The sequence below is a fragment of the Kribbella jiaozuonensis genome (assembly GCF_005233875.1).
Taxonomy (GTDB): domain Bacteria; phylum Actinomycetota; class Actinomycetes; order Propionibacteriales; family Kribbellaceae; genus Kribbella; species Kribbella jiaozuonensis.
This window is the reverse complement of record NZ_SZPZ01000001.1, coordinates 1885536-1903011: the sequence shown is the minus strand read 5'-3', so window position 1 is coordinate 1903011 and position 17476 is coordinate 1885536. Positions and strand designations below refer to the sequence as shown.

General features: G+C 67.6%; 22 protein-coding genes. 8 read left to right on the top strand and 14 right to left on the bottom strand.

Translation table 11 applies throughout. The annotated features are described in order from the left end of the window. Positions 1-20: 20 nt before the first annotated feature. Positions 21-1025, bottom strand: a complete 1005-nt coding sequence (locus FDA38_RS09210; protein WP_137253594.1) for a DUF2157 domain-containing protein — start codon at positions 1023-1025, stop codon at positions 21-23. Positions 1026-1069: 44 nt separating this feature from the next. Between FDA38_RS09210 and FDA38_RS09205 the strand changes: the two genes are divergently transcribed. Together FDA38_RS09205 and FDA38_RS09200 are read left to right on the top strand one after the other, a co-directional pair. Next, on the top strand, positions 1070-1855 hold the full coding sequence (locus FDA38_RS09205) for a mechanosensitive ion channel family protein (protein WP_137253593.1): 786 nt from the start codon (positions 1070-1072) through the stop codon (positions 1853-1855). Between the two features lie 88 nt (positions 1856-1943). Then, on the top strand, positions 1944-2933 hold the full coding sequence (locus FDA38_RS09200; RefSeq protein WP_137253592.1) for a chitinase: 990 nt from the start codon (positions 1944-1946) through the stop codon (positions 2931-2933). A 50-nt stretch (positions 2934-2983) separates the two neighbouring features. Here FDA38_RS09200 and FDA38_RS09195 read toward each other — a convergent pair whose 3' ends face one another. From FDA38_RS09195 to FDA38_RS09180, 4 genes are read right to left on the bottom strand one after another with little or no spacing between them, the layout of a single operon-like run. Beyond that, positions 2984-3412: an OsmC family protein gene (locus tag FDA38_RS09195; RefSeq protein ID WP_137253591.1), complete on the bottom strand. Its 429-nt coding sequence runs from the start codon at positions 3410-3412 to the stop codon at positions 2984-2986. Positions 3413-3438: 26 nt separating this feature from the next. Next, entirely contained in the window at positions 3439-3858 is a 420-nt protein-coding gene (locus FDA38_RS09190) for a globin (protein WP_137253590.1), read from the bottom strand. 15 nt (positions 3859-3873) lie between these two features. Continuing rightward, a complete protein-coding gene (locus FDA38_RS09185) occupies positions 3874-4293 on the bottom strand; it encodes an acyl-CoA thioesterase (protein WP_137253589.1) in 420 nt (139 codons plus the stop codon). Further along, positions 4290-4715, bottom strand: a complete 426-nt coding sequence (locus FDA38_RS09180) for an acyl-CoA thioesterase (protein ID WP_233714606.1) — start codon at positions 4713-4715, stop codon at positions 4290-4292. Before FDA38_RS09180 ends, FDA38_RS09185 begins: the two co-directional genes overlap by 4 nt. An 89-nt stretch (positions 4716-4804) precedes the next feature. Between FDA38_RS09180 and FDA38_RS09175 the strand changes: the two genes are divergently transcribed. Then, positions 4805-5560: an SDR family oxidoreductase gene (locus FDA38_RS09175; RefSeq protein WP_137253588.1), complete on the top strand. Its 756-nt coding sequence runs from the start codon at positions 4805-4807 to the stop codon at positions 5558-5560. A gap of 12 nt (positions 5561-5572) precedes the next feature. Continuing rightward, positions 5573-6028 (top strand): MaoC family dehydratase, encoded by a 456-nt coding sequence (locus FDA38_RS09170; protein WP_137253587.1) that lies wholly within the window; start codon positions 5573-5575, stop codon positions 6026-6028. On the opposite strand, the gene FDA38_RS09165 is transcribed toward FDA38_RS09170, so the two are convergent. The 3 genes from FDA38_RS09165 to FDA38_RS09155 form a co-directional block, all read right to left on the bottom strand. Next, positions 6025-6909 (bottom strand): GNAT family N-acetyltransferase, encoded by an 885-nt coding sequence (locus FDA38_RS09165; protein ID WP_137253586.1) that lies wholly within the window; start codon positions 6907-6909, stop codon positions 6025-6027. The genes FDA38_RS09170 and FDA38_RS09165 overlap by 4 nt on opposite strands. 91 nt (positions 6910-7000) lie before the next feature. Beyond that, positions 7001-7795 carry a retropepsin-like aspartic protease gene (locus FDA38_RS09160; protein ID WP_170989640.1) on the bottom strand — a complete coding sequence of 265 codons (795 nt, stop codon included), beginning with the start codon at positions 7793-7795 and terminating at the stop codon, positions 7001-7003. Positions 7796-7797: 2 nt separating this feature from the next. Beyond that, the gene (locus FDA38_RS09155; RefSeq protein WP_233714605.1) at positions 7798-8706 is read right to left on the bottom strand and encodes a GNAT family N-acetyltransferase; all 909 of its coding nucleotides are present in this window, start codon (positions 8704-8706) and stop codon (positions 7798-7800) included. A 248-nt stretch (positions 8707-8954) separates the two neighbouring features. Here FDA38_RS09155 and FDA38_RS09150 point away from each other — a divergent pair, with 248 nt between their 5' ends. After that, positions 8955-9485 carry a hypothetical protein gene (locus tag FDA38_RS09150; protein ID WP_137253584.1) on the top strand — a complete coding sequence of 177 codons (531 nt, stop codon included), beginning with the start codon at positions 8955-8957 and terminating at the stop codon, positions 9483-9485. Here FDA38_RS09150 and FDA38_RS09145 read toward each other — a convergent pair. Beyond that, on the bottom strand, positions 9476-10447 hold the full coding sequence (locus FDA38_RS09145; RefSeq protein ID WP_137253583.1) for a helix-turn-helix transcriptional regulator: 972 nt from the start codon (positions 10445-10447) through the stop codon (positions 9476-9478). The two genes, FDA38_RS09150 and FDA38_RS09145, sit on opposite strands and share 10 nt — an antisense overlap. A gap of 54 nt (positions 10448-10501) precedes the next feature. Here FDA38_RS09145 and FDA38_RS09140 point away from each other — a divergent pair, with 54 nt between their 5' ends. After that, complete coding sequence (locus tag FDA38_RS09140; protein WP_137253582.1) at positions 10502-11071, top strand: TIGR03086 family metal-binding protein; 570 nt, start codon at positions 10502-10504, stop codon at positions 11069-11071. Here the strand turns inward: FDA38_RS09140 and FDA38_RS09135 are convergent. From FDA38_RS09135 to FDA38_RS09125, 3 genes are read right to left on the bottom strand one after another with little or no spacing between them, the layout of a single operon-like run. Further along, positions 11068-11820 carry an SDR family oxidoreductase gene (locus FDA38_RS09135; RefSeq protein ID WP_137253581.1) on the bottom strand — a complete coding sequence of 251 codons (753 nt, stop codon included), beginning with the start codon at positions 11818-11820 and terminating at the stop codon, positions 11068-11070. The genes FDA38_RS09140 and FDA38_RS09135 overlap by 4 nt on opposite strands. Next, a complete protein-coding gene (locus FDA38_RS09130) occupies positions 11820-13040 on the bottom strand; it encodes an acetyl-CoA C-acetyltransferase (protein WP_137253580.1) in 1221 nt (406 codons plus the stop codon). The genes FDA38_RS09135 and FDA38_RS09130 overlap by 1 nt, the downstream gene beginning before the upstream one ends. A gap of 13 nt (positions 13041-13053) precedes the next feature. Then, on the bottom strand, positions 13054-14199 hold the full coding sequence (locus FDA38_RS09125) for an acyl-CoA dehydrogenase family protein (protein WP_137253579.1): 1146 nt from the start codon (positions 14197-14199) through the stop codon (positions 13054-13056). 73 nt (positions 14200-14272) lie between these two features. On the opposite strand from FDA38_RS09125, the gene FDA38_RS09120 reads away from it, so the two are divergent. Further along, positions 14273-14872, top strand: a complete 600-nt coding sequence (locus FDA38_RS09120) for a TetR/AcrR family transcriptional regulator (protein ID WP_202877599.1) — start codon at positions 14273-14275, stop codon at positions 14870-14872. Positions 14873-14917: 45 nt separating this feature from the next. Here FDA38_RS09120 and FDA38_RS09115 read toward each other — a convergent pair whose 3' ends face one another. Continuing rightward, positions 14918-15487: a YceI family protein gene (locus tag FDA38_RS09115; protein WP_137253577.1), complete on the bottom strand. Its 570-nt coding sequence runs from the start codon at positions 15485-15487 to the stop codon at positions 14918-14920. A gap of 143 nt (positions 15488-15630) precedes the next feature. Here FDA38_RS09115 and FDA38_RS09110 point away from each other — a divergent pair, with 143 nt between their 5' ends. Then, positions 15631-16089, top strand: coding sequence for a MarR family winged helix-turn-helix transcriptional regulator (locus FDA38_RS09110; protein WP_137254200.1), 459 nt, complete (start codon positions 15631-15633; stop codon positions 16087-16089). On the opposite strand, the gene FDA38_RS09105 is transcribed toward FDA38_RS09110, so the two are convergent. Then, positions 16086-17435 (bottom strand): FAD-dependent oxidoreductase, encoded by a 1350-nt coding sequence (locus FDA38_RS09105; protein ID WP_137253576.1) that lies wholly within the window; start codon positions 17433-17435, stop codon positions 16086-16088. The two genes, FDA38_RS09110 and FDA38_RS09105, sit on opposite strands and share 4 nt — an antisense overlap. Positions 17436-17476: the final 41 nt, after the last annotated feature.

The window sequence follows — 17476 nt, the reverse complement described above, 5'->3', positions numbered from 1 at the left end:
CTAAACGGCGCGCGCCGCCGTTACTCGTTCGAGCGCCGTCTACTCAGCATCAACACGGCCAGCAGCAGGACTCCGCTGGCTACGACGAGTCCGACCGCCACACCGGCCATGTTGTCGGTCAGCTGGTACAGCGACGTCGGCCAGATCACCAGCAGGATCGCGCAGGCCACCACGGCGTACGGCGAACGCCGGGTGCGACCGTACGCGACCAGCAGCGCCGCGGGCCCCGCCGTACCGACGGCCAGCGCCATGATCTCGCCGCGCTCCTGCACCAGCCAGCAGATCGACGAGCTGAACATCGCCGCTCCGGCCAGTGACCACGACGTCACCTGGTCCCGCACCAGGCCGAGCATCGCGAACACGAACGCGACGATGATGAAACCGGTGCCGGCGATGCCCGCGCTGTTCGCCGCCGATCCGGTGTCCGGAGTGAGGACGTCTGCCGTGATCACCAACACACCGACGGCCAGGATCCCGAACGTTGCCACCAGCAACGATGGCCCTTCGAGCCACCACAACCCGACCGCCGCCAGCGCGAGTGCGACGGCCACCCCGGCGACTCTGCCGGTCTCCCCCTCGATCGCCACGAACGTCGCGAAGCCGGCCACACAACACCCGAGCGACGCGAGCGCCGAACTCAGCTGCTCCTGCCGCCGCAGCAACGCGAGCACCATGGCCGCACCGATCAGTACGACGGCTGCCGTCGTACCCGTGCTGACCCGGGCCGCGCGGCCCATTTCGCCCCAGTTCGCCAAGGTCAGGAGCGCGACCGCCCCGAGCAGCAATGCGCCGCCGATGTACCCGAGCACCTCGACCAAGGCATTCGGATGACCCTCGACCGGTGGCGGCTTCGGCTTGGCCGGTTCGGCCTGCTGAGCAGCCTGCTGGGGATGGGGGCGACCGGGGTCGGCCAGGGCCGCGTCGATCTCGGCGTCGGCGGCGTCACGGATCGAGTCGGCCTGGTACTGGCGCAGCACACCAGCGCTCACGAGCCTGGACAGCTCGTCATCCAGCCGGCTCGACATGCTTTTCCGTCTCCTTGTCAGCCTTACTAAGATCAGGCGGCGAGATGCCTATTCTGACCAGCTACCTTCTGTCCTCGTTCAGTCACCCCCTGTTTTCCCGGTTGTTGTCGCCTCCGGACGCGTTTCCGACGTTCTTCCGCACCGGCAACGACGGCAAACTCGAGGTGACTGACCAGGTCGTGGTCGTCCCGGCCCGGATCGCGGGACTGATCATCGGCTTCTTCGTGCTCCGCTGGCTGCTGCACAAGGTGATCCGGCGGTTCGCCCGCCGGACCGGCAACGGCGCGGTCGCGGGTGTGCTGGCGAAATCGAAGCGCGGCCAGGAGTTCGTCGAGAACACGCTGGCGAACGAGCGCCGGGCGCAGCGCGCGGAGACGATCGCCTCGCTGCTGACCAGCACGGTCACGATCGTGCTGACCGCCGTACTCGTGGTGATGGTGCTGGCCGAGCTCGGCTTCAACATCCTGCCGGTGATCGCCTCCGCGAGCATCATCGGCGTGGCGCTCGGCTTCGGCGCGCAGACGCTGGTGAAGGACTTCCTGGCCGGCGTGTTCATGATCTTCGAGGACCAGTACGGCGTGGGCGACCTGATCGACATGGAGAAGGCGACCGGGACCGTGGTGGCCGTCGGTCTGCGGATCACCACCCTGCGCGGCGAGGACGGCACCACCTGGTACGTCCGCAACGGCGAGGTCGTCCGGATCGGCAACCTCACCAACCGCGACCCGGACAGCGGGGCCTCCTCCGGCGTCGGCTCGGTCACCGAGAAGGAAGAAGCCAAGACCGACGAAACTGCGCCGACCGAGAACCACGACGAAACCCGAGCCTGAGCTGGAGCCGCTCCGATATTGACGGGCCCCGCAATTGATAGGAAACTTTCCTAACTCTTTGCCCGCCCCCAAAGATCGGAGTTTCGCGATGCGTATGTTCAAGGCCGCCGTCGTGACGGCAGCCGTCGGTACGTTGCTCGTCGGCGCGGCCGTCGCCGCCCAGGCATCCACCCAGCAGGTCCAGGCGGACCCGGCCAGCATCGGCGCCGCGCCGTACGAGTACCTCGGCTGGGGTAACCCGCAGAAGCCGGCCGATGTGATGAAGGCAGCCGGCAACAAGTGGTTCACGCTGGCCTTCATCCTGTCCGACGGCGGCTGCAACCCGAAGTGGGACGGCGACCGCGCGCTGACCGGCGGCTCGGACCAGACCGCGATCAACAACATCCGGGCCGCTGGCGGCGACGTCATCCCGTCGTTCGGCGGCTGGTCGGGCAACAAGCTCGGCGAGAAGTGCACGTCCGCCTCCGCGCTCGCCGGGGCGTACCAGAAGGTGATCGACGCCTACAAGCTGAAGGCGATCGACATCGACATCGAGGACACCGAGTTCCACAGCTCGGCCGCGCGGCAGCGGGTCGTCGACGCGCTGAAGACCGTCAAGAGCAAGAACTCCGGGATCAAGATCTACATCACGATGGGCACCGACCAGACCGGACCGGACTCGTCGGGTGTCGACCTGATCAACCGGGCCGCCAAGGCCGGGCTGGCCAACGACGGCTGGGTGCTGATGCCGTTCGACTTCGGCGGCGGGTCGACCAACATGGCGACACTGACCCAGAAGGCCGAGGAGGGTCTGAAGGGCCGCCTGAAGACGGCCTACGGGTACTCCGACGACACGGCGTACCGGCACATGGGGATCTCGTCGATGAACGGCAAGACCGACGACGGCGAGACTGTCCGCCTGCAGGACTTCAAGACCATGCTCGCCTACGCGCAGCAGCACCACCTGGCCCGCTTCACGTTCTGGTCGGTGAACCGGGACAGGGCCTGTGGCGGCAGCAACAACGACGGCGACTCGTGCAGCGGGATCTCACAGAGCCAGTACGACTTCACCAAGGTCGTCGCGCAGTTCCACGGCTGAAAGCGAACGTCCGGCGAACCCGCGCGGGTTCGCCGGACGTGATGTCGGGATCAGGCGGTGAAGGTGACGTCCAGCGTGATCGGCACGGCGGACAGCGCCTGCGAGACCGGGCAGTTCTTCTTCGCGCCCTCGGCGTACTCGGCGAACTCGTCGGCGGTGATTCCGGGGACGTTGCCGTTGACGGACAGCTTGATGCCGGTGATGCCCTCACCCGGCTGGAAGGTGACGTCGGCCTGGGTGTCGATCGACGTCGGCGCGTGACCCGCACCGGCCAGTGCGTGCGACAGCGCCATCGAGAAGCAGGTGGAGTGCGCGGCGGCGATCAGCTCTTCCGGACTGGTCTTGCCGTTGGCGTCGTTCGCGCGGGAGGCCCAGGTGACGTCGTAGGTGCCGACACCGGACGACTCGAGAGCGACCTGGCCGGCGCCCTCCATCAGCGAGCCTTCCCAGTGGGCCTTGGCCGTACGAGTGGTAGCCATGCTCGTTGTGTCTCCTTAGAAGAGGTTCAGCGGCCGGACACGTCGATCGCGCCCGGGTACTGCGGTTCGTCGGTGTTCACCATGCTCTGCGCGGCCATCACCATGTAGGTCCAGATCTGCTCGTCCTGTTCCGGTGTCAGGGCGATCTCGTCCAGCGCGGCGCGCATGTGGCCCAGCCACAGGTCCCGGGCGCTCGGGGTGACGGCGAACGGGGCGTGCCGCATCCGCAGCCGGGGGTGCCCGCGCTGCTCGGAGTACGTCTTCGGGCCGCCCCAGTACTGCTCCAGGAACATCCGGAAGCGCACCTCGGCCGGACCGAGGTCCTCCTCCGGGTACAGCGCTCGCAGTTCCGGGTCGGCGGCAACACCGCGGTAGAAGGCGGCCACCAACCGGTGGAAGGTATCCGCCCCACCGACGGCGTCATAGAAGCTCTGCTGCTCACTCATGTCGTGCCCAGTCTCTCAAGTGGTCACAACGTGTTCGAGGAGGGCTGCCCTTTCCGCCTCTCCCAGCTGCCGCTTGGCGTGCGTCTCGCCGTCCACGACGACCAGTACGGACTCGGCCTTGGCGTACACGTCCTCCGACTCGCCACTGCGATCCACGATCCGCGACCCGAGCGTGTACGACGTCGTACCGACGGAGGCGACCCACACGTCCACGTCGTACGGCGGGTGCCGCAGCAGGATCGGCCGCAGGTAGTCGACCGTCTGACTGACCAGCACGACCGGGTACTGCGCGAAGTAGTCCCCCGTGGTCCCCATCACCTGCGCGAGGAACGCGATCCGGGCCTCCTGCAGGTAGTCGAAGTACCGCACGTTGTTCACGTGGTCGTACGAGTCGATGTCCGACCAGCGGACCAGGACCTGGTACGAGAACGTCATGCACCCACCAACTTGGTCAGAGCGGCCTTCTCGACCGGCGTGATCCGCCGGAGCCGGTTGGCCGTGAAGTCGAACGGCACGAGCTTGGTCCGCGCTTCGACATAGGTACGTCGCTCCGGCTCGGCGTCCAGGATCTCGTAGTCCACCGTGAACGACGCCGCGCGGATCTCGCTGATCCACAGCTCGATCCGGACCGGCTCCGGGCGGAACACGAGCGGCGCCCGGTACTGGACCTCGTGCCGGGCCACGAGCAGGCCGGTCTCCAGCGCGTCGGCGCCCAGCTCGGCCGCCGTACGGAACAGGAAATCGACCCGGGCGTCCTGGAGATAGTCGACGTGCCGGCCGTTGTTGACGTGACCGAGCGCGTCCATGTCTCCCCAGCGGAGCGGACAGTGGTAGACGTGGCGGTTGTGATGATCCACACGGCGATCATCGCATCCGGGGTACTACCCCGATGACAACGCGTGGGTAATGTCATCCCCGGCAGACCAGTCATCGATGGGAGTGGTGGATGAGCACGCAGCGGGTGGCGATCGTGACCGGGGCGGCCCGGGGAATCGGCGCGGCCGTCGCGCAGCGGCTCGCCCAGGACGGGAACGCCGTCGCGGTCATCGACCTCGACGAGGGTGCCTGCGACGCCACGGTGAAGGCGATCACCGAGGCCGGCGGTAAGGCGATCGGCGTCGGCGCCGACGTCAGCAAGTCCGACCAGGTCGCCGCCGCGGTCGAGCGGGTGGTGGCCGAGCTCGGCGCCCCGACGATCCTGGTCAACAACGCCGGCGTACTGCGGGACAACCTGCTCTTCAAGATGTCCGAGGACGACTGGGACACGGTCATGTCCGTCCACCTCAAGGGCAGCTTCCTGATGTCCAAGGCGGTCCAGTCGCACATGGTCGACGCCGGCTACGGGCGTCTGGTGTTCCTCTCCTCGACCTCCGCGCTGGGCAACCGCGGTCAGGCCAACTACGCCTCCGCGAAGGCGGGTCTGCAAGGTCTGGCCAAGACGCTGGCGATCGAGCTGGGCAAGTTCGGCGTGACCGCGAACGCGATCGCCCCCGGCTTCATCGAGACCGACATGACCGCGGCCACCGCGGCGCGGGTCGGCGTCGACTTCGAGGAGTTCAAGAAGGCGACCGCCGCGACGATCCCGGTGCAGCGGACCGGCAAGCCGGAGGACATCGCCGCCGCGGCGTCGTTCTTCTGCAGCGAGGAGGCCGGTTTCGTCTCCGGCCAGGTCCTGTACGTCGCCGGCGGACCGCGCAACTAGAGGGAGCCTGAGATGCCCCAGACCTTCAACGGTGTCGACGAGGTCGCGCACGCGGTCGGCACCCAGCTCGGCGAGACCGAATGGCTGGAGATCACCCAGGAGCAGGTGAACCAGTTCGCCGAGGCAACCGGTGACCACCAGTGGATCCACGTCGACGTCGAGCGCGCCAAGAAGGGCCCGTACGGCGGGACGATCGCGCACGGTTACCTGACGCTGAGCCTGATCGCCCGCTTCGGCGACGAGCTGTTCAAGGTCGAGGGCGTCACCGCCAAGCTCAACTACGGCGTGAACAAGGTCCGCTTCCCCGCCCCGGTCCCGGTCGGCACCCGTGTCCGCGCCGGCGCCTCGATCTCGAACGCAGTCGAGACCCCGGCCGGCGTACAGGTCTCGCTGAACTGGGTCATCGAGCTCGAAGGCTCCACCAAGCCCGCCTGCGTCGCGGAGACCGTCGTACTGCTGGTCCCCTAGAGCGGGCAGATCAGGACCGCGTGCGTCGCGATCCGGTCGTAGCCGAGCCATTCGTTGACCGCGAGCATCGGCGCGTTGCCGTCGTAGTTGGCGGTGTACGCCCCCTGCACCCCGGCGTCGGCGGCCCGGTGCAAGGCGGCGCTCTTCACCAGCTTCGCCAGACCGCGCCCGCGGTACTCCGGCATGGTCGACGTCATCCTCGACCACATCTTGGCCCGATCACCGTGATTGCGGGTGAAGGCGATGATCTGGCCGTCGTACATCGCGGCCACGCTCACCTCGCGAACCAGGTCCGGCGAGTTCCAGATGTCAGCGAGCCACGCGTCGTACGGGTGGGAGGAGATCTTCGCGTCCCCCGGCTTGGTGCGCTGGGCAACTTCGTCGGCGGCGTGCAGCATCCGCGGATCGACCTCGGTGAAGGGCACCAGGCTCACCTGGCTCGGGACCTCGGGACTGTCCTGGACCTTGCGCGGATCGATGCCCGCGTAGTGCACCTGCCGGGTCTGCCGGTAGCCGAACCGCGCGGCCCAGTCGACGCTGCTCGGGTCCGCGAACACCCGGGCCGAGGTCGCCCCGGCCGCCCGCAGGTCCGCGTGCGTTGCCTCCAGCAAGCTCGTGCCGATTCCGCGACCGCGGTACTCCGGCCGGACCAGCAGCCGCAGCTCCCCGTCCAGCGGGTCCGAGCCGCCGATCAGACCGCTCGATGCCCAGCCCACCAGTTCACCGTCGTCCAGCGCCGCGAACGCGCCGCGCCCAGGGACGGCGGGGGCGGTCAGCCGCCGGGTCAGCGAGCTCCGGGTGACCACCAGATACGGCACGAGCGCGTCGTGCAGCGCGAGCGCCGCGTCCACATCCCGCGGTCCAGCCGCCCTGATCTCCATCCCAACTCCTCGGGAACTCCAACGACCAAGTCCCCTGGAAAGTAACGCCCTTTCAGGTGCATACCGGAAGTAAACCGATTACAGCTCTGTTTCAGAGGGTTCGCGTGCCGAGCACGAGCCGGGCCCCCGTGATGTCGAAAGTCATCCTGTACCGCTCGAGGTACCCGGTACCCACCAGGCCGTCATGAATGATGTCCTGGAACAGAATCCGCGGCGCCGCCTGCGCGGTCTGCGGCGCAGCAGCCAGGTGAACACTCCCGGCGATCGTTGCCCACTGTCGTTGCCATACGTAACCGGTCTCGTCGGTCCCGGTCCGCGTCGTCACGTCGGGGCCCTCCAGATCGATCCCGCAGTCCGCAGCGAAGCGGGCGTCCAGGATCAGGCTGTCCGAGCCGGTGTCCACCTCGACGGTGATCTCCCGGCCGCTCGGGAGGACGAGCTGCGCGAACGGGTCGGCCGACACCGATTCACGCCGTACGTCGAGCGGAATCTCGGGGCCGTCGGCAAGGAATTCCTCCCGCGGCTGGATACTCAGCGTCTTCGCGTCGGGATCCGTCGTCACCGTCTGGTTCTCGAAGAAGGTCGGCCCGAGGATCCCCGCGAAGGCATCACCGAGATCAGCCACACCGGCGACGTGTCCCTCGACCACGTAGTCACCGAGCGCGATCCGCGGCACCCGGACCAGCGGCACCTCGATCGCCTGGCCGGACATCCGCCGTCCGGTGAACGTCTCACCGGTCGTTGCCCCGTCGAGGCGATCGGCGAGTGCGGACGAGATCACCGTGGTCCCGATGCCGGTGTCGACGAGGAACGGGTACTCCGTCGTACCGACGGTCACCGGAACCTGGACCAGATGCTGGAGGCGATCGAACGCGATCGTCGTCACCGTCAGTTGTCCAGCATGCGCAGCAGGCCGAGCTCGGTCTGGACGCGGCGGTATCCGAGCCAGTTGTTGATGGCAAGCATCGGCCCGTTCGCGTCGTCGTTCGACGTGTACGCCGACGTGATCCCGCTCGCGGCCGCCCGCCGCAGCGCCACGGACTTCACCAGCTTCGCCAACCCCCGACCGCGGTACGCCGGAATCGTGCCGGTCATACCCGACCACATCCGATCGCCGTCGGTCTCGACGATCGTGAACGCCGCCACCTCGTCACCGGCCATCGCCGCGACGCTGAGCGACTTGTCCATCGACGGGCTGTTCCAGATCTCCTCGAGCCACCGGTCGTACTCGATCGAGTCCATCGGCGCATCGGTCGGCTCGTCCAGCGCCGTGATCGTGTCGGCCGTGTACGCCGCGCGCGGATCCACCTCGTCGAACGACCGCAGCTCGATCCCGTCCGGCGTCTCCGGCTGCTCCGGCAACGACGTCAGCTCGACGCCGGCGAAGTGCATCTGCCGGGTGCCGTCGTACCCGAGGTTGCGGGCGAACTCGAGGCCGTCCGGGTGGACGAAGGACCGCACCCGAACGGCGCCGACCTCGGTCAGGTGCTGGTGCAACCGTTCGGCCAACTGACTACCGATGCCCTGCTTGCGGTGATCGGGATGCACGAACACCGTCAGCTCGCTCTCACCCGGCTCACTCGTCCAGACGGTCAGCCCGGCCGATCCCCAGGCGATGATCTCGCCGTCGCGTTCCGCGACCAGCGGCAGGTACCGCTGACCGGGCGATTGGACGGTGATGATGTGCCGGGTCGCCGCCGCCGACATCGCCTTGTAGGGGTACACCACCCGCCGTACCGCGGCCACCGCCTCGGCGTCGTCGCCTACTGCCTGCCGGACCACCACCCGCGTCGTCATGACCCGGACCCTAGCCAGCACGCCGTACCCACGCCATGCATTAACAACCAGCAACGCGATCGCAACAGCGGCGAGAGTCTCGTGATTCGGCTGTGTAGCGGAGTCGTACTAGAGTGACGCGGTGCTGTCGGACTGATCGCCCCGACCGCCGGAAGTGCCATCGTGGTTGCACGCGACGGGGTCACCGGCGGCGGGGCGTCCGCATCTACGCCTTGACCGCGTTCGGATGTCAGGCGTAAACAACAATCATGCAGATTACCGACGGCGCCTCGGCGGCCCGGACCTTCGCCGAACTGATGGTCTCCGACGGACCTCGGCCGGAGTACGCCGCAGCCTTCGAGCCGTTCGCCCAGCTGATCGGCAGCTGGGATCTCGACGTCACCTGGTACGACGAGACCGGCGCAATCACCCGGCAGACAAAGGGTGAATGGCACTTCTCCTGGGTGCTCGACGGGCGTGCGGTCGCGGACATCTGGATCACGCCGAGCCGCGCAGCCCGCGCCAGTGACGGCGACGGCGAGTGGGGCCTGTCGATGCGCATCTACGATCCCGAACTGCAGGCGTTCCGCTCGACCTGGATGGGCCCGAAGGCGGCGTTCGTGATGCCGTTCATCGCACGCGCGACCGCGGACACCATCACGCTCGAGTCGCAGAGCGCGAAGACCCGGTGGGAGTTCACCGGCATCACCGAGACCGGCTTCCACTGGCGCAACGAGGATGAAGATGCCGACGGCAACATCATCCTCCGGCAGACCTTCGTCGCAACCCGTCAGCGGTAGGTCGCGACCGCCGCCTCAGCGAGCTCCAACATCCGCGCCCGCAGGTCCGCCGGCTCCAGCACCTCCAGATCGCCGGCGAATCCGAGCAGCACGCCACACGCCGCCTCCTGCACCCGGAAGTGCATCCGCAGGTGCGGCCACTCGTCATCCGTCGGCACGTCCCGCGCCACTTCGCCCTTCGCAAGCATCGGACTGGCGATGCGCCGGATCATCTCGACCCGCTCCGGCCGCACGCGGACCAGCACGTCCACCCCGACGGGCGTCTGCCGTTCCAGTCCCGACCGCAGCCGCTCCCACTCGGCACGTACGTCGAGACCGTCCGGCCGATCCGCCAACTCCTCGAGGATGTCCGCCTGCTCCACGCGCGACACCCGGTACATCCGCGCCGCCCCGCGATGCGCCGCCACGAGGTACCAGCGGCCCGCCTGTTCGACGAGCCCCCACGGATCGACCGTACGGCGTTGCACGCCCTCACTGGCCGATGCGTAGCGCAGGCGGACCCGTCGGCGCTTGACCACGGCTTGTCGCAGTACGGGCAATGCACCGGTGTCCTCGGCGTCCGCGAACCACCGTCGGCGGTCGACCACGATCGCACCGGACAACGCGTCCGCGTCCCCTTGCAGCTCCGCAGGCAACGTCGCGGACAGCTTCCCCATCGCCGAGTGCAGTGCGTCTTGCAACCCGAGCTCCTCCGACAGAGCAGCCCGACCTGACCAGGCAAACAGCGCCTGCGCCTCCCGAGGTGTCAGCTCACTGACGTCGGCCCGGTACCCAGGCAGCAGCACACATCCACCGTTGCGCCCACGCTCGCTGTAGACGGGTACGCCGGCCGCGGACAACGCCTCCATGTCGCGCATGACCGTGCGCGCCGACACCTCCAGCCGCTCGGCCAGGTCGCGCGCACTCAGCCGCTCATGCCGCTGCAGCAACAGGATGATCTGCAACAACCGATCTGCTCGCACGAATTCAGAATATGCGACAGAAGATGTCTTATATACCCCGCGAAGCTGTTTGCCATGAACAACAACGATCCTCGTCCACTCTTCGTCCGAGCCCTCGACCAGACACAGCAGCTCGTCGACACCACCGGGCCTGACGCCCTCGACCTGCCGACGCCTTGCGACGAGTACGACGTCCGGACGCTGCTCGGGCACCTGCTGACCGTCAGCGCGCGGATCGACCTCGCCCTGCGTGGCGGCGATCCGCTGACGATCCCTGTCGTCACGACCGGCGTCGACGACGTACCGGCCGCTTGGAAGGAACGCCGGGTGTCGCTCGACGAGACTCTGGCGGACAACGCCGTACTGGGACGGGTCTGCACGCTGCCGTGGGGGACGTTGCCCGGTGCGGCTGCCATCGCCGCCTACACGGGCGAACTCGCCACGCACGCATGGGATCTGGCGAAGGCAACCGGTCGGGTCGACCAGCTCGACCAGGACATTGCGGCGCACGTGCTGCCGATGGTCCGCCAGTTCGTCCCGGCCGATGTGCGTGGCGGGCATGTGCCGTTCGGTCCCGTCGTACCAGTGGCTGACGACGCCTCGCCGTACGACCAGCTGGCCGGCTGGCAGGGTCGTCAGCCCTAGGCGATCCCGCCGTTCAGCGTCAGGCCGCCATCGATCGTGATGGTCTGGCCGGTGATCCACGACGCCTCGTCGGACAGCAGGAACCACACCAGCGAGGCGACGTCCTCCGGCTGGCCCAGCCGGCCCAGCGGGTACGTCGACGCGACCTTCTCCTCACGCCCTTCGTAGAGCGCTCCGGCGAACTTGGTCTTGACCACCGCCGGAGCCACGGCGTTGACCCGGATCTCCGGAGCCAGCTCGACGGCCAGCTCCTGGGTGATCCGGGACAGCATCGCCTTGGTCGCGCCGTACCACCCGATGCCCGGCGACGGGCCTAGACCGGCCACCGAGGACAGGTTGACCACGGCCCCGCCGTGGGCGCGCATCCACGCGTCCCGGCAGGCCTTCACCCACGAGATCGCGGCCAGCACATTGGTGTCGACCATCTTGGCCGCGACGCCCTGATCGACGTCGAGCAGCTTCCCGTAGATCGGATTGATGCCGGCGTTGTTCACCAGCAGATCCACCGACCCGTACGTCGCCACCGCCGCGGCAACCACCGCGCCGCGATGTGCGGGATCGGCCGCGTTGCCCGCGATCGCCAGTGCGTGCTGACGACCGCCGAGCAACTTCACGGCCTCGTCGAGCGTCTCCTGGGTGCGGCCGGTGATGACTACCCGCGCGCCGTCGGCCACCAGCCGCTGCGCGACCGCCAGCCCGATCCCACGAGAGGCTCCGGTGACGATCGCCGTACGGTTCTCCAGCGTCATCAGCTGAGACGCTCGAGCACGACCGCCATACCCTGACCGCCGCCGACGCACATGGTCTCGAGACCGAACTGCTTGTCCTCGAACTGCAGACCGTTCACCAGCGTGGTCATGATCCGCGCACCGGTCGACCCGAACGGGTGGCCGAGCGCGATCGCGCCGCCGTGCACGTTCAGCTTGTCCTCGTCGATCCCGAGCTCGCGGGCCGAACCGATCACCTGGACCGCGAACGCCTCGTTGATCTCGACCAGGTCGATGTCGTTGATGCTCATCCCGGCCCGGGTCAGCGCCTGCTTCGACGCCTCGACCGGACCCAGGCCCATGATCTCCGGCGACAGACCGCTCACCCCGGTCGACACGATCCGCGCCAGCGGAGTCAGGCCGAGCTCGCGGGCCTTGGTGTCGCTCATGATCACGACCGCCGCGGCGCCGTCGTTCAACGGGCAGCAGTTGCCGGCCGTGACCGTGCCGTCGGGACGGAACACCGGCTTCAGCCCACTCACACCCTCGAGCGTGGTCCCCGCCCGCGGGCCGTCGTCCTTGCTCACGACAGTGCCGTCCGGCAGCGTCACCGGGACGATCTCGCGCTCGAAGAACCCGTTGCCGATCGCCTTCTCGGCCAGGTTCTGCGACCGTACGCCGAACACGTCCTGCTCGGCCCGGGTGATCCCGCGCAGCGTCGCCACGTTCTCCGCGGTCTGCCCCATCGCGATGTAGATGTCCGGGATCTGCCCGTCCTCGCGTGGATCGTGCCACGTGTCGTTGGTCTCGGCGTACTTCTCGGTCCGTGCGACCGCGTCGGTGAAGACCGGGTTGAACGCGCTCGGGTCACCGACCCCGGCCGAGCCGAAGTTCTTGTACCGCGACACGCACTCGACGCCGGCGCTGACGAAGATGTCGCCCTCACCGGACTTGATCGCGTGGAAGGCCATCCGCGCGGTCTGCGTCGACGACGCGCAGAACCGGTTCACCGTGGTCGCCGGCGTGTTGTCCCAGCCGAGCTGCACCGCGACCCGACGGGCCATGTTGCCGCCGTGCTCGTCGTGCGGCTCCGCGCAGCCGAGCGCGAGGTCCTCGATCTGGTCCCCGGTCAGCCCGACCTTGTCGACCGCCGCCTTGATCATCTGTACGGCGAGATCATCCGGCCGGATCGTGGTCAGCGACCCCTTGTACGCGCGGCCGATCGGCGAGCGGGCCGTCGACACGATGACTGCTTCAGGCATCTCTCAATCCCTTTCAGAGGCCCAGATCGCGGCCGATGAGTTCCTTCATGATCTCGTTCGAGCCGGCCCAGATCTTCGTCACCCGGGCGTCGCGCCAGGCGCGGGCCACCCGGTACTCGTTCATGTACCCGTAGCCGCCGTGCAGCTGGACGCACGCATCCAGTACCTCGTTCTGCACGTGGGCGCTCCACCATTTGGTCTTCGCGGCGTCCACCGCGGTCAGCCGGTCCTCGTCGTGCGCGACCACGCCGTTGTCGACGTACGCCTGGGTGACCTCGACCTTGGTGACCAGCTCGGCGATCAGGAACTTGTTGTACTGGAACGAGCCGACGGACTGGCCGAAAGCCTTGCGCTGCTTCACGTACTCGATCGTCTCGTCGAGGATCTGGGTCGCGTGCGCGATGTTCGACACCGCGGCGCCGATCCGCTCCTGGGCCAGCCGCTCCATCATGTGGATGAAGCCGCGGTCGAGTTCGCCGAGTACGTTGTCGTCGCTGATGAACAGGTCCTCGAAGAACAGTTCCGACGTACCCGACTCGGTCTGGCCGACCTTGTCGAGCTTACGGCCGCGGGCGAAGCCCTCCATACCTTCTTCGACCACAAACAGCGTGATGCCCTTCGCGCCCTTCTCCGGGTTGGTGCGGGCCGCGACGATCACGAGGTCGGCCATGTCGCCGTTCGTGATGAAGGTCTTCGAGCCATTCAGCACCCAGCCGCCGTCGGCCTTCTTCGCGGTCGTCTTCAGCGCGGCGAGGTCGGAGCCGCCCGACGGCTCGGTCATGCCGATCGCGGCGACGTACTCACCGGAGCAGAACTTGGGCAGCCAGCGCTGCTTCTGCTCCTCGGTGCCGAGGTCGACGAAGTACGGCGCGGCACAGTCGTAGTGGATGCCGAAGCAGCTCGACAGCGACGCGGAGACCTTCGAGACCTCCTCGGCGAAGACCTGGTTGAAGCGGTAGTCGCCGACGCTCGAACCGCCGTACTCCTCGGGCACGTCCAGCCCGAGGAAGCCCTGCTTGCCGGCCTCCAGCCAGGCGGCGCGATCGATCGTCTTCTCTTCGAGGAACTGCTCCATCCGCGGCACCAGCGAGCGGTCGCAGTACTCCTTCGCACTGGCCCGGAATGCGTGGTGGTCCTCGTTGAAGATGACGCGATCCATGCGGCCTCCCCGAAATCTGAGATCAGTGGCTAAGCGCTTGCTTAGCTTCACGCGTTTGGTGCAAGGTGTCAACGTGTCCGCAGTCACGAGTCCCCTGGTCTGGGAGCATGTCCAGCCGGCCGCCGCGCGCCGGCTGCTGACCGGCGCCGTCGACGCCTTCGCCGAGCGCGGCTACCAGGCCACGACGACCCGCGACATCGCGTCCCGCGCCGGGATGAGCCCGGCCGCGCTCTACGTGCACTACCCGTCCAAGGAACGCCTGCTCTTCGAGATCAGCCTCTACGGCCACAACGCGGCCCTCGAGGTACTCCGCTCCGCCGACGCTGGCGACACACCAGCGGATCGTCTCCGCTCGCTCGTCTCCGCGTTCACGGCGTGGCACGCCCAGCACCACACCATCGCCCGCGTGGTGCAGTACGAGCTCGCCGCCCTCTCCCCCGAGCACCTGGCCGAGGTCGCGACGATCCGCCGGGCCATTTCCCTGCAGATCGAACAGGTCCTCACCGACGGCATGGCGGCCGGGGACTTCGCCGTCACCGACCTGCCCGGCACGACCCTCGCCGTACTGTCGCTCTCCATCGACGTGGCCCGCTGGTACACGCCGCACCGCGGTGACCCCGAGGCGCTCGGCAAGCTGTACGCGGACCTCGCCCACCGGATGGTCCAGGCATGACGAAGCCCCGCATCCACCTGGATGCGGGGCTTGAATCGTGGTGCGTCAGGCCTGCAGAGCAGCCTGGACGTCGAGGTGGATGTCCACCTTGTCGCCGATCAGCAGCTTGCCACCCTCGAGCGGGACGTTGAAGTCGATGCCCCACTCCTTGCGGCTGATCGAGGTGGAGGCCTCGAAGCCGATGATGGTCTGGCCGTAGGCGTTCTGGTCGACGCCGAGGAACTCGACGCCGAGCTCGACCGGCTTGGTGACGTTCTTGATGGTCAGCTCGCCGGCGAGGATGTAGTCGTCACCCTCGGGCTTGATCGCGGTGCTGACGAAGGTCATCTTCGGGCTGTTCTCGGCGTCGAAGAAGTCGCCGGACTTCAGGTGCCCGTCGCGCTGCTCGTTCCGGGTGTGCACGGAACCGAGCTCGATGGAGACGTTCGCACCGGACTCCTCGATGGTGTCCTTGACGGTGATCTCGCCACTGAACTCCTGGAAGGTGCCACGGACCTTGGTCATCAGGTGCCGGACGGTGAAGCCGATCTCGGTGTGCGCGGTGTCGAGGGCGTACGTACCGGCGACCAGGCCGGGGATGGTGCTGGTCAGGGTGCCGGTGGTGGTGTCGCTCATGGGGTCCTCTCGGGAAGGTGTACGTACTGGTCGGGGGCGACGCAGCCGGGTCTATAGTTAAAACTTCAACCGATGACTACGACAGTAGGCAGTAACGGTTTAAAAGTCAACTACATTCCCGGTACACTGTTCCCGTGACGACGATGGAGACTGGGACTCGGTGGCTCAGCCCCGAGCAGCAGGTGGCGTGGCGTGCGTACCTGCTGGGCACCGCACGCCTGATGGCCAAGCTGGACGACGACCTGCGCCGATTCGGTCTCGGCATCAACGACTACGAGATCCTGGTCCGGCTGTCGGAGTCCCCCGACCGGCGGCTCCGGATGGCTGATCTGGCCGACCGGCTGCACCAGAGCCGGTCGCGCCTGACCCACACGGTCGGCCGCCTCGAGGCAGCCGACCTGGTCCGCCGTACGTCGTGCACCAGCGACAAGCGCGGTGTCTGGGCCGAGCTGACCGAGGCCGGATTCTCGCTGCTGGAGCAGGCCGCGCCGTACCACGTCGAGGGAGTCCGGGAGAACCTGGTCGACCTCGCCAGCCCCGAGGACTTCGCCGCGGTCGGCCGGGTGTTCGACGCCGTCTCGGAGCACATCGGCCAGCGCTAGCCGATCTCCAGGGAGAGCTCGTCCCGGTCGGCGCCGCGGTACGCGAGCATCGAGTCGCGCATCCGGCGCTTGACCGGCGGCAGGTGGTTGACGGTACGCATCGCCGTACGCATGCCGGCCAGCGCGACCCGGCCGATCACGGGCTTGTGCACCGGGTCGGACGATGTCATCTGCGCCCGCGACTTGATCACCGCATCGAAGCCGTACTCGATCATCTTGGCCTCGTACTCGTTGACGGCCGGGATCAGCTCGCGCCGACCATCGCGTACGTCGATCAGCGCGCGACAGAGGTTCACGGCATCGCGGAGCGCGGTGTTCGCACCGACGCCGCGGCCCGGCGTCATGGTGTGAATCGCATCACCCAGCAGCGTCACGTTCGTGGTCTTCCACGGCTGGAGCGGGACCGAGGTCCAGATGTTCACCGGGAAGCACGTGCCCGGATCGGTCAGCTCGAACAGCCGCCGCAGGTTCGGGTGCCAGCCCGGGGTGACATCCAGGGCAACCTTGACGAGCTCCTCGCCGCTCAGCTTCATGATGTTCGCCGGCAGCTTGTCCTTGGTCGCGGACAGGCCCCAGTTGATGTAGTCGCGGGTGTTGTCGAACTGCAGTCCCGGCCACTGTCGGATGAGCTCCTCGGTGTTGCCGCCGATCCCGCTCTTCACGTGACCGTCGCGGTCCCAATGGAACTCCATCACGTGCAGGATGCAGGCGAAGCCGCGCGGCGCGGTGACGATCGAGATGCCCTCGAAGACCTTCGGCGACACCAGTTTGGCGCTCTCCGCGGTGATCGGCAGCTTGCCCGCGATCGCGACGATCCCGGTCTCCTCGGTCTTCGCCTGCGGCAGGTACTGACGTCGTACTCGCGATCCTGAACCGTCAGCGGCAACGAGCAGGTCGCCGGTAGCGCTCGTACCGTCGGCGAAGTACGCCGTGACCTGGTCGCCGTGCTGCTCGAACCGGGTGAACTCCTTGCCGAACTCGACGACGTCGTCCAGCCCGGTCAGCAGCACCTGGCGCAGCGTCATCCGGCTGATCGACTTCTCGCTCTCGACCGGGTCGGTCGACGCCGGGATCTCCATCGACAGGACCTCCTTGAGGTCCTCGGTGAGCATGTTGAAGTACTTCGGATCGCGCGCCTTCGTGGCCACGAACGTGTCGTACAGCTCCTTCGGCAGCAGCGCATGCAGCGCGCGACTGCCGTCCGGGTCGATCCCGACCCGGTACCCGTGCAGGCCGTCGGTCCGGAGCGCGTCCCGCTCGAACACGGTCACGCCGATCCCGGCCCGCTTCAGGCCGTGCGCCAGAGCCAGGCCGCCGGTCCCGCCGCCGATCACCAATATCTTCATTTTCTCTCGTCCCTTCAAGTATCTTGATGATTCGAGTATCT

Excerpts from the sequence above, each read along its gene's own strand:
- FDA38_RS09210 (WP_137253594.1), bottom strand. The coding sequence starts at position 1,025 with ATGTCGAGCCGGCTGGATGACGAGCTGTCCAGGCTCGTGAGCGCTGGT.
- FDA38_RS09205 (WP_137253593.1), top strand. The coding sequence starts at position 1,070 with ATGCCTATTCTGACCAGCTACCTTCTGTCCTCGTTCAGTCACCCCCTG.
- FDA38_RS09200 (WP_137253592.1), top strand. The coding sequence starts at position 1,944 with ATGCGTATGTTCAAGGCCGCCGTCGTGACGGCAGCCGTCGGTACGTTG.
- FDA38_RS09195 (WP_137253591.1), bottom strand. The coding sequence starts at position 3,412 with ATGGCTACCACTCGTACGGCCAAGGCCCACTGGGAAGGCTCGCTGATG.
- FDA38_RS09190 (WP_137253590.1), bottom strand. The coding sequence starts at position 3,858 with ATGAGTGAGCAGCAGAGCTTCTATGACGCCGTCGGTGGGGCGGATACC.
- FDA38_RS09185 (WP_137253589.1), bottom strand. The coding sequence starts at position 4,293 with ATGACGTTCTCGTACCAGGTCCTGGTCCGCTGGTCGGACATCGACTCG.
- FDA38_RS09175 (WP_137253588.1), top strand. The coding sequence starts at position 4,805 with ATGAGCACGCAGCGGGTGGCGATCGTGACCGGGGCGGCCCGGGGAATC.
- FDA38_RS09170 (WP_137253587.1), top strand. The coding sequence starts at position 5,573 with ATGCCCCAGACCTTCAACGGTGTCGACGAGGTCGCGCACGCGGTCGGC.
- FDA38_RS09165 (WP_137253586.1), bottom strand. The coding sequence starts at position 6,909 with ATGGAGATCAGGGCGGCTGGACCGCGGGATGTGGACGCGGCGCTCGCG.
- FDA38_RS09155 (WP_233714605.1), bottom strand. The coding sequence starts at position 8,706 with ATGACGACGCGGGTGGTGGTCCGGCAGGCAGTAGGCGACGACGCCGAG.
- FDA38_RS09150 (WP_137253584.1), top strand. The coding sequence starts at position 8,955 with ATGCAGATTACCGACGGCGCCTCGGCGGCCCGGACCTTCGCCGAACTG.
- FDA38_RS09140 (WP_137253582.1), top strand. The coding sequence starts at position 10,502 with ATGAACAACAACGATCCTCGTCCACTCTTCGTCCGAGCCCTCGACCAG.
- FDA38_RS09135 (WP_137253581.1), bottom strand. The coding sequence starts at position 11,820 with ATGACGCTGGAGAACCGTACGGCGATCGTCACCGGAGCCTCTCGTGGG.
- FDA38_RS09130 (WP_137253580.1), bottom strand. The coding sequence starts at position 13,040 with ATGCCTGAAGCAGTCATCGTGTCGACGGCCCGCTCGCCGATCGGCCGC.
- FDA38_RS09125 (WP_137253579.1), bottom strand. The coding sequence starts at position 14,199 with ATGGATCGCGTCATCTTCAACGAGGACCACCACGCATTCCGGGCCAGT.
- FDA38_RS09115 (WP_137253577.1), bottom strand. The coding sequence starts at position 15,487 with ATGAGCGACACCACCACCGGCACCCTGACCAGCACCATCCCCGGCCTG.
- FDA38_RS09110 (WP_137254200.1), top strand. The coding sequence starts at position 15,631 with ATGGAGACTGGGACTCGGTGGCTCAGCCCCGAGCAGCAGGTGGCGTGG.
- FDA38_RS09105 (WP_137253576.1), bottom strand. The coding sequence starts at position 17,435 with ATGAAGATATTGGTGATCGGCGGCGGGACCGGCGGCCTGGCTCTGGCG.